The organism is Sinomonas gamaensis, assembly GCF_005876955.1.
Classification (GTDB): domain Bacteria; phylum Actinomycetota; class Actinomycetes; order Actinomycetales; family Micrococcaceae; genus Sinomonas; species Sinomonas gamaensis.
Genome location: NZ_SSCL01000008.1, coordinates 172404 through 188661, shown reverse-complemented (window position 1 = coordinate 188661; position 16258 = coordinate 172404). Strand labels below are relative to the sequence as shown.

Genomic DNA, 16258 nt, shown 5'->3' with positions numbered 1-16258 from the left:
GCCCCGAAGAATCCGAAAGGGTCCACGGGTCGGTCGACCGTGAGGGTGCCCAGCCCAGCGACCCGGACGACCGCCCCGGGGGACAGGTGCCGCTGCAGGGCCAGATGCCGAAGGTGGCGCCTATGAGCAAGATTTCGTGACATCATCCCAATCGCCTGTGCCGCTCTGGGTGGTGGCCCCTGGGCCCTCTAGAGCGTTTGTAAACGCTCGTTCCTAAATCCCAGTATGCCTATCCCGCACTCTTTTGTAAACGGTCATTCTCAAACGTGGAGTTCTGTGAGACGATGGTCTATCGACAGGGAATGGAGGGGAGTCAGTTGGCGAGGCCCAGGTCTTTCAGCGAGCCAGCCGCGCTGCAGGCTGCCCTGTCCACGTTCTGGCAGTACGGCTACGAGGGAACCTCCGTCGAACTCCTGGCGGAGTCGATGAAGATGAACAAGGCGAGCATCTACAGGGTTTTCGGCTCCAAGCCAGAGCTCTTCGAGCGGGTGCGGGAGCTCTACCACCGGGATTATCTGGGATTCCGTCTTAGCTCTCTGGCCCGGGAGACGCCCAAGGAGATCGCCTCCGAATTGCTCCACGGCATGATCGAGCTCCACGCGGAGGGCGCGACACCGGCTGGATGCCTCGAGACGAACGCCGCCCTCGCGACCGGCCCCGAGAACGAGGAGGTCAGGGCCGAACTGGCGCAGAGCCGCGATGCCCTGTGGGGCCTGCTGGCCACGAGGTTCGAGGAGACTAAGGACAAAGGGCCACTGCCAGCCGGCATGTCGGCCGAGGCTGCAGCGGGGATGGTGAGCACGCTCGTCCAGGGACTCGCCGTCCAAGCGAAATCCGGGCGGTCTCGGGAGGAGCTCTCCGCCGTCGTCGACGCCGTCCTGTCCGTCTGGCCGAGCTGACGCGAGGCTCTGCTCCAGAACTTGCCCGGGGAGAGCCGTCCTTCTAAACATGTAAAGTCAATCTTACAAAGTGATTGGAAGACCTATGCAACTTGGACTCATCACGGATTCGGTCGGAAGTCTCCCCCTTGAGGACGCCCTCGATCTGGCCGCTGGCCTCGAGCTAGACACCGTGGAGATCGCGACCGGGAACTGGTCCGAATCTCCCCACGCGGACCTGAGCGAACTCGTGCAAAATGCGTCCGCTCGGAAGCGGCTGTCCGAGGCGGTGACCTCCCGGGGGCTCACTCTCAGCGCACTCAATGCCAACGGGAATCAGCTGCATCCGGTGGCCGGAAGGCAGCACGATCGAGTAGTGCGCGAGACCATCACCGTCGCCGGCGAACTCGGCGTCCCCACCGTTGTCCTCACCTCGGGCCTCCCGGGCGCGCCGGGGGACAGAACTCCGAATTGGATCACCACGTCGTGGCCGCCCGAGACCCAAGAAATCCTCCATTACCAATGGAACGAAGTGGCTATCCCTTATTGGCAGAATCTCGCCGACTTCGCGCGACGCCGGAACGTGCGCCTTGCTGTCGAGATGATCGGCCATCAGCTGGTCTTCAATGTCGCTACGATGCTGCGCCTGCGCGAGGCCGTTGGAGGCGACATCGTGGGAGCGAATCTCGACCCCTCGCATCTCATGTGGATGGGGGCGGACATCCTTGAGGTCATACGGGCCCTTGGCCCATCTATCTACCATGTCCACGCCAAAGACGCCCGGATCAATCGCCCGAATTGCGGCGTCAACGGGGTGCTGGACACTATTCCGCCCGCAGGCGCGCGGGACCGTTCCTGGAACTACGTCACGCTCGGACTCGGCCATCCGGGAGGCGCGGGCTTCTGGGCTGATTTCGTCTATGCCCTAAGAGCCGCCGGTTACGATGGCCCGCTCAATATCGAGCACGAGGATGTGCTCGTCGGTTCCCGCGAGGGCGTGGTTCGCTCCGCCCAGCTTCTCCGATCAGTTATCCTCCGCGATAGGCCAGATTGGGCGCCTGCCCGGGTCTAGCAGGACTAGAGGCTGACACGTTTGGGCGAGTAGGCATGGGTTTCTGGAGCCTCTTGTTGTCCACGGGGAGGGTCGGTGATCAAGCCTTCAGTCCGCCAGCGCCGCGGACGGGTTCTCCACGAGGAGTTGGCGGATCTGCCCGAGCCCGAAGCCGGCGTCGTTCAGGGCGGCCGCCCACTGTTGGATTCCTCCGATGATGGGGCCGTTGGTGGGTTGGCCGAGGTCTCCCGTGAGGAGGGTTGCGCCCAGGCCGCACGCCCGGATGCCGTGCAGCGCGGCGCCCAAGTCCAGCTTGCCTTCGATGACCGAGGCCATGGTCCGTTCAATCCACGCGCCGCGCCGGGCCATCTCGATCTGCGCGTCCAGCGTGATCCTCTGCCGCGGGAGGTCGGGGTGGGTGACCATGACGCGCTCGATCCCGTGGTCCTTGGCGGCGTCGATGACGGCGAAGACCTCGTCGCTGTCGAGGTGGCCGGTGGCAAGGAGGAGCCCGTATTCCTCAACTACGTCGAGGACGTCGTGGAGTTCCGGCACGACCTGGCCGTCTCGGAAAACCGCGATGGGTTCCCCATAACCGCGGCGGCCCGAAAGTTTGGCCTGAGCTCCTTGCCAGACGGGTGCCGGTCCCGCCACGTTGGCGTGCTCGCGCTGCCGGCGACTGTCGACCGTCGGGAGCCAGACGACGCGTGCGCCGAGGAGGGCGGCGACTTCCACCGCAGCCGGGTTGAGGCCGCCGGCCGGACGGTTGAGGACGATGGACCCGAAAGCCCGGGCGCCGGGACTTCCCGTGGACGTGCTGCAGAGGCCAGCGGTGGAGGAGACGTGGGACTTGGCCACGAAGCCGGCGAAGTCGGCGGCGGTGAAGTCTTCGAGGGCTTCGGGGATGGCCTGGGAGCGGGGGACGATGTCGGGGGCCGGATGGGTGTGGAGGTCGATTGCACCGGAGAGCGCCTCACGCAGGTCGTCCACAGTCAGTCCTCGAGCGGGCGCCCCGACGGGGCGGCCGGGGCGTCGTCGATCTTTGACCGGCCGACGAAGCGCAGCGCAACGAGGCCCACGAGGGCCGAAGCGGCCATGTAGGCGGCAGGGGCGAGGTTCCAGCTGCTGGCGTTGGTGAGCAGCTGTGCGATGTACGGCCCGAAGCCGCCGCCGAGGATGGTGCCGATCGAGAAGCCGAACGCCACGCCGGTCATGCGCGCCTTGGAGCCGAAGAGCTCAGTGAACAGCGGGTAGCCGACGGCCTGGGAGAAGACCCAGGGCACGAACGAGACCGCCATGGCGAGCCCGAGCGGGACGCCGCTGCCGGGGGCCATCCACAGGAAGGCCGGGAGGGCGAGGACCACGTAGCCGATCATCGCAGCCCCATAGACACGCCTGCGCCCGAGGCGGTCCGAGGACCACGCGGCGAAGGGCATCAGCAGAGCGAAGACGAACGTGATCCACGAGTTCGTCCAGAGAGCTTCGCTTGGGGGGTAGTGGAGTTGGGCCGTGAGGTAGGTGTTGAGGTAGACGTGTCCGACGTACGCGGTGCAGGTCATGGAGAAGGAGAGCACGACCAGCTTGACCACTGCGGGCCATTCCTCCACGATCGCCGCTCGGAACGGGCTGCCCGCAGCGACGCCTGTGCGCACATTCCTGGCGAATTGCGCCGATTCGGGGAGCCGGCTGCGCAGGAAAAGCACCACGAAGGAGAGCGGCAGCGAGAGGAGGAACGGCACCCGCCAGCCCCACTCCGCCATTGCGGAATTGCCGACGACGGCACTGACGACGGCGGCCAGCCCACCGGCGGCGGCGGTCCCGATGGCGATGCCGGCGGGGTTGAACGCGCCGAAGAACCCCCGGAGCCGGGAGGGCGCGGTCTCGGCGATGTACGTGGAAGCCCCGCTGGCCTCGCCTCCGGCGCAGAAGCCCTGAAGGAGCCGCAGGATCAGCAGCAGGAGGGGCGCCGCGAGCCCGAGGGTCGCATACGTCGGGAGGAACCCTACTGCCGAACTCGCGAGCCCCATCAGGACGACGCTGGTCAGGAGAGACGCACGTCGCCCGTGCCGGTCTCCGAGCCATCCAAAGAAGAGGGCGCCCACCGGGCGCATGAGGAACCCGCTGCCGAAAACTGCGAGGGTGTCCAAGAGGGCCGTGCCGGGGTCCGAGCGGGAGAGGAAGGCCGCCGAGATGTAGATCGCCAGATTCGCGTAGAGGGAGAAGTCGTAGTACTCGATGACGGATCCCGCTCCGCCGGCTATGGCTGTCTTCCAGACCGCGCTGGACTGGTTCGTGGGAACCCCGTCCGCTCTTGAAGGCGCATCGGGCATCTGGATCAATCTCTTCATCGACATCTTTCCTTGGAGGAACGGTACGCCCCTCGTGATTGCTATCACTGTATGATATTGGCTATCACAGCTTAGATCAGTGTGACCGGAGCCATAAGGCCTGTCAATCTGGCGCCACCGTTCGGTGCCGATTCCCGCTATGGCTTAGATTGCTTGATGATCCTAGGAGGGAAGATGGCAGACGACGGCGCGGCCCAAGAACGCTCGACCATGCGCTCGCTGGAGCGTGCTTTCGATGTAGTCGATCTTCTCTCGGATAGCGGCCGACCGCTCAGGCTCGCAGAGGTGGCCCGCGGGACGGGTCTTCACATCGCGACGGCACAGCGCATCCTTCGCGTGCTGGAGCGTAGGAATTACGTCGCCCAGGATTCGGCCGGCTACAGCGTGGGCGCGGCCGCCCTCGCCGCTGCGCATTCGTTCCTCGTGGGAAACCACCTCGTGCTCACGGCCACACCGGTGCTTCAGGAGCTTGCCGCAGCGCTCGGCCTTACCGCGTCGCTGTCCGTCCGCGTGGGATCCTCCCGACTGCTCGTTGCGCGGGTCGAGGGCGCAAGTCCTCTGCGCTACCAGCTTCCCGTCGGGGGCAGGCTTCCGCTGCACCTCGGAGCAGGGAAGGTCTTCCTGGCCTACATGGACCGGGCTGGGAGGGAAGAAGCCATGGGCGGCCTGGAGAACATCGAGACGGCGGGCGGCGCCGTCATCCCGATGTCCACGTTCATGCAGCTCCTCGACGAGATCGCCTCCCGGGGGTTCGCGGTCTCCCGCAACGAGCGCGTCGTGGGGGCCGTGTCCGTGAGCGCCCCGGTCCGTTCCCGCGAGGGCAAGCTGCTCGGGGTGGTGCAGGTGTCCGGCCGCGAAGAGGACCTCTCCGAGTCCCGGGTGGCCGAGGTCACCCGGGACGTCGTCAACGCCGGAGTCAGCATCGCCGCGCGCATTCGCTGAGGACCCCAGAGGGTCCTCAGCGAAGGCCTCAGACGATGGCCGTGGCGTTGGCCGGCGACCCGACCGCACCCGGAAGGTTCAGCGGCTTCACCGTGAGGAAGAGCTCATACCGGCCGGTCCGATGGCATTCCTCGGCGAGCTCGCTCAGATGCCAGAGTTCTCCGAGGGGGCAACCGAGCTTGGCGATGAGCTCTTGGTGCATCATTCCGCCGTCCTCACCGGAGGAGGCGAGGAAGGGGCTCTCAGGGTCGGCCGGGAGGGCCTCCACCGCGAAGGTGTCGGTGCCGAGGAGGGCGATCCGACTGTCCCAGAGCCAAGCCAAGAAGTCACGTGACTGGGCGACCCCGGTGGTGTGGCGCTTGGCCTTGGCCGCGCCCCGGCCTTCGGCGTTCAGCCCGAGGAACCACTCCGCCCACCCCGTGTGCAGGAGCAGCAGGTCACCCGGCTCGATCAAGGATCCCTGCGCCGCCAACGCGTCCGTGATCTCGCCGAGGGAGATGGGCGAGCCGACCGAGTGGTCGATCGGCTCGCCGACCTGACGGCGGTGACGTTCGATGTCGACCATCACCGCCCTGCCCGCGATGGGCTTCTCGGCCCAGCGCTGGACCCCGAGCTCGGGGGTGCCTTCAGCGATGCTCGCGTCCGGAACGCCGTTGTAGAACCCGTGGCCATGAGCCCTTCGATGCCGCAGTCCATCAATGTGGCTGCTGGCCTGGGGCCAATAGCTGTCCCAGTAGTCGTCGAAGCTGTCTGGGTGAGCGGAGGTCACTGTCTGGGCCGGAGGTGTGCGGCTGCGGGACATCGAGGGCTCGAAGGCATTCGCCGGGTAGTCCAAGTTGAAGGCCGTCCCAGTGCGGATCGCCTCGCTGCCTCGGAGGACCTGGGTGGGGCCCGCGAAGTTCGCCATGCCCCGTTCGGGGTCCTCCGGAAACAGGCCCCAGCTCGAGCCCCGGGGGGCGTCGGTGCGAAGAAGCAGCTCGTCGTAACTCGGGAGGTCGGTGCTCATGTGCTTTCAGGTTCTTTGGAAGAAGGGGACGGTGCCGGGCGCCAGCCGGAAGGCGTGGTCGCAGGCGAAGAGGTCTGCGTAATGCAGGACCCATGCCTCGGGATCGCCCGTCTTGACTGGGCTCGTGGTCGCGTGGGTGCCCACGAGGGTGACGACTTTGTCGGGCAGCCCTGCCTCCCTCAGCAGCATCGCCCCGAGGACGCCGTGCGGCAGGCCGGCTCGAGCCGGGTCCGCTACTACCGCTCCGTTGGCGCGGGTGTAGAGAAGGGCCTTGTCGATGTCGTGCAGCAGCAGCGCGGCCAGAAGGATGTCCTGGTCGAGCCTGACCCCCCATCGCTCGTACGCGTAATCCGCAAGGAGGATTCCGGCGTCGGCGACTTCGTTCGTGTGATCGAGCAGCCGGTAGTCCGAGGCCTGGAGGGAGTAGGGCATCTCCTCGAGGGAGGCGTGGGAGCTGGCGAGCCACGCGCTCACCCACGCCGAGATGGCCTGTTCCCGGACGGGTGCCCCGAGCTCGGCCAGCCTCGGCATCGCCCGGAGCACCTCCTGCCGCTGCTCGGGTTCGCCGGCTTGGATCGTGTAGAGGGAGCTCATGCGCTGTTCAGGGCTCCCCCAGCGAGGCTCATGAGTGAGTCACGAGCGGCAGAACTCATGTGCGAGGGCGCACCGAGGGCCTCGCAGTAGTCCGCGACGGCGGCCATCTCGTCAGCCCGTCGCGCGGCGTGCTTTGCCGAGCCGGTGATGAAGCGGTCAATGGTCGACTGACCGTCGCCTGAGAGCTCGGCGGCGATCTGGCCGCGGACCCAGTCCTCGTAGCCGGCGCGGCGGCCGGCTTCCACGGCTTCGCAGACGACGGCGGCGAGACCCTTCATGACGATGCTGCGCAGGAGTTTGTGCGCCATGGCGTCGCCGAGCTCTCCGTGGACGACCTCGACGGGTGCGCCCACGGGGCGGAGGAGATCCGCAACACGCCCGGCGCCGGGGCCGGCGGCCATGAGCGGGGTGGAGGCACCGAGCGAGATGACAGGGCCGAGGATGGCGATGTCGGCCGCTTGAACCCCGGCGGGGAGGACCTCGTTCAGGGCAAGCTTTGCCTTCGGTGCCGCTGAGGTGAAGTCGGCGTAGAGCGTGCCAGGAGCGAGATGGGGAGCCGCGTCCCGCGCGACTGGGAGCGACGCCCGGGCCGTCGTCATGACGATGACCGCCTCGGCTTCCCCCACGGCCTCGGCCATGTTCGCCGCGCGGGGGAGGTCGGGGGTGGGAATGGGGGCGACGTCGTAGCCGAGGACGACGTGCCCGCCGCCTTGGAGGGCCCGGGCGTAGATGCGCCCCGCCTCGCCGAGACCGATTACAGTGCAGCGCATGCGTTCGCCTCCTTCGCGTCGTTCGCCGCAGCGAGGATGTTCCGCATACGCTCGGCCTCGTCCTGCTGGACGGCCTCCGCCGCGATGAGCACCTCCTCGGCTCGGGCACGCGGGATGACCACGGCGCCGTCGTCGTCGCCCACCACAATGTCGCCGGGAAGGACCGCGACCCCGCCGACTGCGACCGCGCAGCCCAGGGCTCCGGGCCCGTTCTTGTAGGGGCCGGCCGGCGAGGTGGTCCGAGCGAAGACCGGCATGCCGACCTGCTCGAGTCCAGCAGCATCCCGCACGGCTCCGTCGATGACGAAGCCCGCAAGGCCGGCGTTACGCGCCCGGGCCCCAATGAGATCGCCCATGAGCGCGCGGGATTCGTCTCCTTGGCCGTTGACGACCACGACGTCGCCCGGCGCCGCTTCGGCGAGGGCGCGGTGGATGTAGGCGTTGTCGCCCGCGCGAGTCCATACGGTGAAGGCTGGGCCGGCGAGGCGGCCGCCGGCCCAGACCGACTTGATCGCGGAGTCGAGGACGCCGAGGCGTTCCATGGCATCGCCGATGTTGGGCGTCGGCAGCGCGCCGAATCGGCGGCACAACTGCTCGGTTGTCAGTGTCATGATGTGTCTTTCTCGAATAGTGCAGGCTGGTATCAGGCCAGACGGAGGAAGGCGCGGGCTCGCTCCGTCTCCGGGCTGTCGAAGAACAGGTGCGGGGTGGTGTCCTCGACGATGCGGCCGTCGGCCATGAAGACGACCCGGTCGGCAACCTGACGGGCGAACGCCATCTCGTGGGTGACGACGATCATCGTCATGCCGTCCTGTGCGAGGGACCGCATGGTGTCCAGGACCTCGCCCACCAGCTCGGGATCGAGGGCGGAGGTGGGCTCGTCGAAGAGCATCAGATCGGGTTCCATCATCAGCGCACGGGCGATCGCTACGCGCTGCTGCTGTCCGCCGGAGAGCTGGGACGGGTAGGCCGCGGCCCGGTTGGCGAGCCCCACCTTGCCGAGCAGGTGGCGCGCCTTGTCCTCGAGCTCGGCTTTGCCGCCGAGCTTGAGGGCTCGGGGGCCGAGCATCAGGTTGTCCCGGACGTCCAGGTGCGGGAAGAGGTTGAACTGCTGGAAGACCATGCCGATGCGCTCGCGCTGGGTCGAGGCCTCCTTGCCGCTCAGGTCATGGAGCTTCCCGTTGTGCACTTTGCGGCCGATCAGGTTGCCGCCCACGGAGACGTGGCCCTTGTCCGGCATCACGAGCCCGTTGACGCAGCGCAGGAGCGTGCTCTTGCCGGATCCCGAGGGGCCGAGGAGGCAGACCACTTCTCCCTGGCGGACCTGCAGGTCGATGCCCTTGAGGATCTCGTTGTCCCCGAAGCTCTTGTGCACGTTGACGATGTCGACGCTGCTCACAGCGATGCCTCCTTCGGCGTCCGGGCCGCTTCGGCCTTCGACTTGCGCTTCTGCTGCCCGGCCCCGCGAGAGGTGCGCCGTTCGACGATGTTCTGTCCCAGGGTCGCGGCGCTCGTGACCGCCAGGTACCAGATCGCGGCGACGATGAGCAGCTCGATGGTGCGCAGGTTGTAGCCGGAGATGTTCTCGGCGTGGCTGAGGATGTCGCCGCCTGCGATGACTGAGACGAGGGAGGTCTCCTTCAGCAGGGTGATGAACTGGTTCCCGGCGGGCGGGATCATGACCCGCAGGGCCTGGGGGAGGATGACCTTCCGCTGAGCCTGCCACCAAGTAAGGCCGAGCGCAGAGGAGGCCAGGTGCTGGCCCTCGTCCACTGACAGCAGGCCTGAACGGATGATCTCGGCCAGATAGGCGCCGTTGGCGATCGAGAGGGCCACGATCGAGGCGGCGAAGGGCGAGAGCACGTCGTTGGTCGGGGCCGAGACCAGACTCCATCCGGTCCCGGGGATGCCGATGCCGAGGCGGGGGGCGAAGAGGGCCAGGTTGCCCCAGAAGAGGATCTGGATCAGGGCCGGAACGCTGCGGAAGACCCACACGTAGAGGCTGCCCAGGGTCCGCAGGACAGGGTTCGCGCTGAGCCGGAAGAATCCGAACACGAGCCCGATGGCAGACGCCACCACCATCGACACGACCGAGAGGAGCAGCGTCTGGCCGAGCCCTTCGAGGATCTGGCCGTCGAAGAGGAACTGCCCGACGACGCCCCATTCGAGCTGCGGGTTCTGGGCGAGAGACTTCGCGGAGCCGAGAGCGATGGCGGCGAGGACGACGACGGCTGCCCAGCGGCCGTAATGCCGCTTCACCGCGACGACGTCGGGGACCTCCGCGGGCCGTTCGAGCCCGGTGGCCGGGGGGTTGACTGAGGATTGCATGAGGGCCTGCTTCATCACATCGAGATCTGGTCGTTGATCTCGGCCTTGTCAACGGCCATCGTGCCAAGGTCCCACTTGTCGAGGATCTTCTTGTACGAGCCGTCGGCGATCATGGCGTTGAAAGCGGACTGGAACGCCTGGGTCAGCTGGGTGTACTCCTTCGGGAGCGCGACCCCGGTCTCGCGGGACGCGAGCTTGCCCACCAAGGTCGAGCCGAGGCTCTTGTCCGCCTTGACGGCGACCTGGATCTGCGGGGTCGAGTTCAGGAACGAGTCGATCCGGCCCGCCTTGATGGCATCCGAGCCCGCGTTGAAGCTCGGGAAGTAGAGGTACTGCAGTTCGGGCTTTCCCGCGTCCTTGCATTCCTTGTTGATGGAGTCCGCGATGTTCTTGTTCACGGTGGACCCTGTGGTGAGCCCGAAGCGCGTTCCGCAGGCGTCGGTGTCCGATGCGTAGGTCTTCCCCGCGGGGACCAAGAGGCTTGAGGACGCGTTGGAGAAGGCCAGCAGATTCACGACCCCGTTGTTCTCAGGGGTTTTGCTGATCTGGGCTCCCGCGATGTCCACTCGCTTGGATTGCAGGGCCGGGACAAGGCCGGAATAGGGGATCTGCGACCACTTGATCGACAAGCCCAGCTTGCCAGCCGCCGCGTCGAGCAGGTCGATGATCACGCCGTCTGGCTTGTTTCCCTGGGCGTAGAAGTTCATCGGCTGCGTATCGAACGAGGCGCCCCCGGCGAGGGTCCCTTTGGAACGAATGTCGTCCGGGACGAGTTTGGCGAGATTCTGGTCAACGCTGCTCGACGCGTTCGGTGTGGTGCCGCTGGTTCCGGTGGCCGAGCTGTTGCCGCAGGCCCCCATGAGCAGGGCCAGGGACGCAACCGCGCCCACGGTCACGGTGTTTCGGATCAATCTCTTCATTGACATCTTTCCTCGGTTCAGAGCCGCCATTGGCTGGACAACCTCTTCTGGACTATCACTGTATGATAGCAGCTATCAGTAGATATAGTGTGATTCAGGGCACTAGACCCTGTCAAGCCGCACCCTGAAGGCTCTGCTGAGCGCGGCCGGCTTCCGGTTTCCCCAACTTCCGGAGCACCTGCCAGCGATCTCCCCAGCTTCTGATCAGATGGCGGCGTGGAGAGCACGAGTTTGAGCGCCGCTCCGGCCGCCCGCAGATTGAAGTTGGGGAACCCGGTCGGAACCAACCGCGGAAGCTGGGGAAATCGGAGCGTTATGCTCGTCGCGTGAACACCCGGACGACGACGTCCCCCGTATCCCAGGACACCTCACGCCTCGCCGCACTCGCCACAGGAACCGGCCCCGAGCTCGAGGTGACGCGCCCGGCGGATGGCCAGCCTTACGCCGTCGTGCGTCAGACCGCGGCCGGCGAGGTGGCGGCGGCGGTTCGGCGAGGCCGCTCTGCCCAGAAGCACTGGGCGACGACGCCGCCCAAGGAGCGTGCCGTTGTCGCCCGCCGCTTTGCGGAACTCGTCCTCGATCGGCGGAACGAGATCCTCGACGTCATCCAGGCTGAGACGGGCAAGTCACGGCTGGCTGCGTTCGAGGAGGTCGTCGACGCCTCGATGATGGCCTCGTACTACGCCCACACCGCGGCCAGGCTCCTCAAGCCGCGCCGTCACGTGGGCGCGTTCCCGGTCCTCACCCAGACGACAGAGCTGCGGCACCCGAAGGGCGTTGTCGGCGTCATCACGCCGTGGAACTATCCGTTCACCCTCGTGGCGAGCGACTCGGTGCCAGCGCTCCTCGCGGGCAACGCCGTCGTGGTCAAGCCGGACCACCAGACACCGTTCAGCGCGCTGCTGGTGCTCGACCTGCTGCTCGCGTCGGGCCTGCCGGAAGGCCTGATGCAAGTCGTGGTGGGACCCGGGCCGGTGGTGGGGTCCGAACTCGTCGGGGCAGTGGACTTCATGATGTTCACCGGCTCGACGGAGACCGGGCGGCTCCTCGCGCAGCAGTGCGGGGCGCGGCTCATCGGCTTCTCGGCGGAGCTGGGCGGCAAGAATCCGCTGATCGTGATGGACGACGCCGACCTCCCGGCTGCCGCTGCCGGCGCGGCACGGGCGTGCTTTGCGAACGCGGGCCAGCTGTGCGTGGGACCCGAGCGGATCTACGTTCACGAGAGGGTGCGCGAGCCGTTCACCCAGTCGTTCCTCGACGCGGTCGCGCGGCTGAGGGTGGGTGCAGGAACCGCGTGGGAGGCCGACATGGGCTCGATCATCTCGCCCACGCAGCTCGACCGGGTGCGGGCCCACCTCGACGACGCCGTGGCAAAGGGCGCCCGCGTCCTCGCCGGAGGCACGCCCCGGCCGGACCTCGGACCGAGCTTCTTCGAGCCGACCGTGCTCACCGACGTCCCCGAGGACGCGACGCTCTTCCGGGAGGAGACGTTCGGTCCCCTCGTGGCCATCTATCCGATCGCCTCCGCGGACGAGGCGATCGCCCGCGCCAACGACAGCGCCCTCGGCCTCAGCGCAAGCGTCTGGACGTCGCCGTCCCGCGGCAGGACGCTCGCGGCGCAGATCGAGGCCGGGATGGTCAACGTCAACGAGGGCTACTCCGCCGCGTGGGCCTCGCACGGCTCGCCGATGGGCGGTTGGAAGGAGTCTGGCCTCGGCCGGCGGCACGGCGCCGAGGGCCTCCTCAAGTACACCGAGGCGCAGACCGTCGCGGTCCAGCGCGGCGTGCCCATTGCGCCGTTCGCGGGAATGAGCAACGAGACGTTTGCCAACCTGTTCACCAGAGCCGCGAGGATCCTCAACCACTTCCGCTGACGACGGCGGGCGACGGCGTCTCATCTGGGAGGATAGTCCGGGCGCCTTTCGTGGGGGGCCAGCGAGAGGAGATGCATGGGTTACACCCACATCGTGATCGGGGCCGGGGCCATCGGTTCCGCGGCGGCCTTCTGGCTCTCGCAGCGACCCGGCGCGCGCGTGCTCGTGCTCGAGCAGTTCGACCTCGTCAACACCCTCAACTCCTCGGGAGACGTCTCCCGCATCATCCGCCACGCCTACCACAGCACGGACTACACGAAGCTGACGCCCGCCATGTTCGAAGCGTGGAGCGAGGTCGAGGAGCGGTCCGGCCTGCGGCTCTACGTCAAGACCGGCGGGCTCGACCTCGCCACGTCGTCCGAGAGCAGCCTCGCGGAACTCGGCGCGTACCGAGCCGCGCTCGCCGCCGAGCGCATCCCGTTCGAGGACCTGACTGCCGAGGAGATCCGCGCCCGCTACCCGCAGTGGAGGATCGGCGACGACGTCACCGGCATGTACCAGGAGGCCGGCGGCCTGATCGACATCAAAAAGTCCGTTGCAGCCCACACGTCGCTCGCCCTGGCCCACGGCGTCGAGTTCGTGCCGCACACAAAGGTGACTGGCGTCGTCGTCCGTCCTGGCAGCGTCACGGTGAGGACCCCGCGCGGCGACTTCGAGGCGGACAACCTCGTGGTCGCGGCGGCGTCCTGGCTCGGGGAGCTCATGCCGGATCTGGGCCTCGACTACCGGCTCACGCTCTCGCAGGAGCAGGTCAGCTACTTCACGTCTCAGAACCTGCGCGATTTTACGCCCGATAGGTTCCCCATCTGGATCTTCCACGGCGAGCAGGCGTTCTACGGCTTCCCGGTCTATGGCGAGCCGGCGGTGAAGCTCGCGCGGGACATGCGCGGGCGGTTCATCGAGAGCGGCGGGCGTGTTTTCGAGGGCGACGACGAGGAAGCCGGCATTCTGCGCGGCTTCCTCGAGCGCTACTTGCCTTCGGCCGCAGGGCCGGTCTACGCCAACAGGACCTGCGTGTACGACATGGCCCCCGACCGCGACTTCGTCCTCGACGCGCTCCCGCACGCGCCGCATGTCGCGGTGTTCAACGGCGCCGGGCATGCGGGCAAGTTCGCGAGCCTGGTCGGGAAGATCCTCGCGGAGCTGCTGACGGAGGGCGCTACCCAGCACCCGATCGAGCCGTTTTCCCTGCGCCGCCCCGCGATCACGGACCCGAACTTCGAGCCGGTCTTCCGGCTCTGACCTGCTCAACAGAAGGGAGCGCAACATGGCATCTGACTGGTGCGAGCTGCATGTGCACATCGAAGGAACCCTTGAGCCGGCCATGATCTTCGACAGGGCCCGGGCCAATGGGATCGAGCTTGCGGACCCTGACGAGGCCTCGCTCGCGCTCCGCTACGAGTTCCGCGACCTGCAGTCGTTCTTGGACCTCTACTACGAGAACATGCGCGTGCTGCGCACCGAAGCCGACTTCTACGAGCTCACCGCCGCCTACCTGCGCCGAGCCGCGACGGCAGGCGTGGGGCACGTTGAGCTCTTCGTGGATCCTCAGGCTCATTCGGCCCGCGGCGTACCCGCGGGGACCGTACTGCGAGGGGTTCATCGGGCGCTGGACACCGTGGGGGCCGAAGCAGGCGTGACGGGCGGGATCATCGCCTGCGTCGTGCGGGACCAGCCGGTGGCGAGCGCGGACGCGATGCTCGACGACGTTCTGGGCAGCGGCGTGCCGATCCTGGGCCTCGGGCTGGATTCCGCGGAGGTCGGGTACCCGCCGTCGCTCTTCGCCCGGACCTTCGAGCGGGCCCGCGACGCCGGGTTGCACGTCGTGGCCCACGCCGGCGAGGAAGGCGGGCCGGATTACGTGTGGGAGGCACTGGACGTGCTTGGCGCCGAGCGCATCGACCACGGCATCCGCTCGCTCGAGGACCCCGCACTCGTCCGTCGACTCGGGTCCGAGCAGATCCCGTTGACGGTTTGCCCCCTCTCGAATGTCCGCCTGCGTGCTGTGCCCTCGATTGAGGAGCACCCGCTGCCGAAGATGCTCGATCTCGGCCTCAAGGTCACCATCAACTCCGACGACCCCGCATACTTCGGCGGCTATCTCGACGACAACCTCGAGGCGCTGCGGGACGCCTTCGGCTTCGACCCGGACGTCTTCCGGACTCTGGCTGCCAATTCGGTTGCCGCCTCCTTCATCTCAGGCGCCCCTGCCCGCGCCTAGCTCCCCAGTTCTTCCGCCGGATTCCCCACCTTTTCGGCACCCTCGGCGGCGGCACCCGCCCTGGCGCCCTCCGTCGTCGTCCACTGCCCCTGTGAACTTGGGGAGCCCGGCTGAGAATCTGGGGAGCCGGGCGGAGAACCTGGGGAGCCGGGCGCCGCTAGTCTGTCCCCATGAACGCCACCCCCGCGCTGACCCCCATGCCGCGGACGCTAGACGTCGAGTCGCTCAAGCAGTTCGACGAGCTCGTGGCCCGGGGCGCGCGGCGGATGTCCGGGTGGCAGCTGCAGTCGATCGACTTCTCCGGCCGTTCCGCCGAACTCAAGGCCATGGACCCCTCCGGTGCGGTGTTCCTCGGGTGCACGCTGTCGCCGGGCATGGAGGAGTCCCTTCGCGCCCGCGGGGCCCTCGTGTTCCCTGCCATCCCCGGGCTCCCCTTCAACCCCTATCGCCCGGGCCTGTACAGCGGCACCGAGCTGTACGAGGGGGTCGAGTTCCGGCCCTACGAGGAGACCCCGGACGCCCTCATCTACGCCTGGACCAAGCAGCAGGGGAGGGCCGGCGTGGAGGGTGCTCTGTCCGTTGCCCTTCACGACCACCACATCGGCGAGTCCCTCCACGACGCGCTCGCCGGAGTCTTCCGCGGGCGGCGGATCGTCGGCGTCATGGGCGGCCACGCCGCGCTGCGGGGGAGCCAGACGTACGACGACGCCGCCCGCCTCGGGCGCGGACTCGCTGCGGCGGGCTTCGTGGTCGCCACGGGCGGAGGTCCGGGGACGATGGAGGCGGCCAATCTTGGCGCATACCATTCGGCCGCGCCGGAGGATGCCCTCGACGAGGCCCTCCGTCGCCTCGCCGTCGTCCCCGGCTTCCGCCCCTCGGTCAGCGCGTGGGCTCGGGCGGCGCTCGCCGTCGTCGGCCTGCACCCCGAGGGGACGCCCAGCCTCGGCATCCCCACGTGGTTCTACGGGCACGAGCCGCCGAATCTGTTCGCGACCCACATCGCGAAGTATTTCGCGAACGCCGTCCGGGAGGCGATTCTGCTGGAGAAGGCCAACGGGGGCGTGGTCTTCCTGCCCGGCGCCGCCGGGACCGTGCAGGAGGTGTTCCAGGACGCGTGCGAGAACTATTACGCGACGCCCGAGGCCATCAATCCGATGGTCCTCGTCGGGAAACGGCACTGGACGGAGGACCTTCCCGCGTGGCCGCTGCTCGAGGGCCTGGCCGCGGGCCGGGGCATGGCCGACCGGGTCCACCTCGTGGACTCGGTCGAGGAGGCGGTGGCCGTCCTCGCCCCCTAGCTTGCGCCGTCACGTTTGCAGGGTGTGC

Annotated in this window: 16 protein-coding genes; 7 read left to right on the top strand and 9 right to left on the bottom strand. The window is 67.7% G+C overall.

The window, feature by feature from the left end:
- Positions 1-317 precede the first annotated feature (317 nt).
- Positions 318-899 (top strand): TetR/AcrR family transcriptional regulator, encoded by a 582-nt coding sequence (locus tag E5679_RS12620; RefSeq protein ID WP_138416355.1) that lies wholly within the window; start codon positions 318-320, stop codon positions 897-899.
- 85 nt (positions 900-984) lie between these two features.
- A complete protein-coding gene (locus E5679_RS12615) occupies positions 985-1950 on the top strand; it encodes a sugar phosphate isomerase/epimerase family protein (RefSeq protein ID WP_138416353.1) in 966 nt (321 codons plus the stop codon).
- 87 nt (positions 1951-2037) lie between these two features.
- On the opposite strand, the gene E5679_RS12610 is transcribed toward E5679_RS12615, so the two are convergent.
- Both E5679_RS12610 and E5679_RS12605 read right to left on the bottom strand, forming a co-directional pair.
- Positions 2038-2919, bottom strand: coding sequence for a DUF6282 family protein (locus tag E5679_RS12610; RefSeq protein ID WP_138416351.1), 882 nt, complete (start codon positions 2917-2919; stop codon positions 2038-2040).
- A gap of 2 nt (positions 2920-2921) precedes the next feature.
- Positions 2922-4277, bottom strand: a complete 1356-nt coding sequence (locus E5679_RS12605; RefSeq protein WP_171042367.1) for an MFS transporter — start codon at positions 4275-4277, stop codon at positions 2922-2924.
- 174 nt (positions 4278-4451) lie between these two features.
- On the opposite strand from E5679_RS12605, the gene E5679_RS12600 reads away from it, so the two are divergent.
- Entirely contained in the window at positions 4452-5219 is a 768-nt protein-coding gene (locus E5679_RS12600) for an IclR family transcriptional regulator (protein WP_138416347.1), read from the top strand.
- A gap of 28 nt (positions 5220-5247) precedes the next feature.
- Here E5679_RS12600 and E5679_RS12595 read toward each other — a convergent pair whose 3' ends face one another.
- Genes E5679_RS12595 through E5679_RS12565 form a run of 7 tightly spaced genes read right to left on the bottom strand, consistent with a single transcriptional unit; the run spans position 5248 to position 10837 of the window.
- Positions 5248-6225 carry a cyclase family protein gene (locus E5679_RS12595; protein WP_138416345.1) on the bottom strand — a complete coding sequence of 326 codons (978 nt, stop codon included), beginning with the start codon at positions 6223-6225 and terminating at the stop codon, positions 5248-5250.
- A 6-nt stretch (positions 6226-6231) separates the two neighbouring features.
- Complete coding sequence (locus E5679_RS12590; protein WP_138416343.1) at positions 6232-6819, bottom strand: HDIG domain-containing metalloprotein; 588 nt, start codon at positions 6817-6819, stop codon at positions 6232-6234.
- Entirely contained in the window at positions 6816-7589 is a 774-nt protein-coding gene (locus E5679_RS12585; RefSeq protein WP_138416341.1) for an NAD(P)-dependent oxidoreductase, read from the bottom strand. Before E5679_RS12585 ends, E5679_RS12590 begins: the two co-directional genes overlap by 4 nt.
- Positions 7574-8200, bottom strand: a complete 627-nt coding sequence (locus tag E5679_RS12580) for an RraA family protein (protein ID WP_138416339.1) — start codon at positions 8198-8200, stop codon at positions 7574-7576. The genes E5679_RS12585 and E5679_RS12580 overlap by 16 nt, the downstream gene beginning before the upstream one ends.
- 32 nt (positions 8201-8232) lie before the next feature.
- Positions 8233-8988, bottom strand: coding sequence for an amino acid ABC transporter ATP-binding protein (locus tag E5679_RS12575; protein WP_138416337.1), 756 nt, complete (start codon positions 8986-8988; stop codon positions 8233-8235).
- Positions 8985-9917 carry an amino acid ABC transporter permease gene (locus tag E5679_RS12570; protein WP_171042366.1) on the bottom strand — a complete coding sequence of 311 codons (933 nt, stop codon included), beginning with the start codon at positions 9915-9917 and terminating at the stop codon, positions 8985-8987. Before E5679_RS12570 ends, E5679_RS12575 begins: the two co-directional genes overlap by 4 nt.
- A gap of 14 nt (positions 9918-9931) precedes the next feature.
- Positions 9932-10837 carry a transporter substrate-binding domain-containing protein gene (locus tag E5679_RS12565; protein WP_171042365.1) on the bottom strand — a complete coding sequence of 302 codons (906 nt, stop codon included), beginning with the start codon at positions 10835-10837 and terminating at the stop codon, positions 9932-9934.
- 326 nt (positions 10838-11163) lie between these two features.
- On the opposite strand from E5679_RS12565, the gene E5679_RS12560 reads away from it, so the two are divergent.
- The 4 genes from E5679_RS12560 to E5679_RS12545 all read left to right on the top strand — a co-directional run bounded on the left by E5679_RS12560 (position 11164) and on the right by E5679_RS12545 (position 16230).
- Complete coding sequence (locus E5679_RS12560) at positions 11164-12711, top strand: succinic semialdehyde dehydrogenase (RefSeq protein ID WP_138416330.1); 1548 nt, start codon at positions 11164-11166, stop codon at positions 12709-12711.
- Between the two features lie 75 nt (positions 12712-12786).
- Positions 12787-13953 carry an N-methyl-L-tryptophan oxidase gene (solA, locus tag E5679_RS12555; protein ID WP_138416328.1) on the top strand — a complete coding sequence of 389 codons (1167 nt, stop codon included), beginning with the start codon at positions 12787-12789 and terminating at the stop codon, positions 13951-13953.
- A gap of 25 nt (positions 13954-13978) precedes the next feature.
- Entirely contained in the window at positions 13979-14932 is a 954-nt protein-coding gene (add, locus tag E5679_RS12550) for an adenosine deaminase (protein ID WP_138416326.1), read from the top strand.
- A 170-nt stretch (positions 14933-15102) separates the two neighbouring features.
- Positions 15103-16230, top strand: a complete 1128-nt coding sequence (locus E5679_RS12545; RefSeq protein ID WP_138416324.1) for an LOG family protein — start codon at positions 15103-15105, stop codon at positions 16228-16230.
- Positions 16231-16258: the final 28 nt, after the last annotated feature.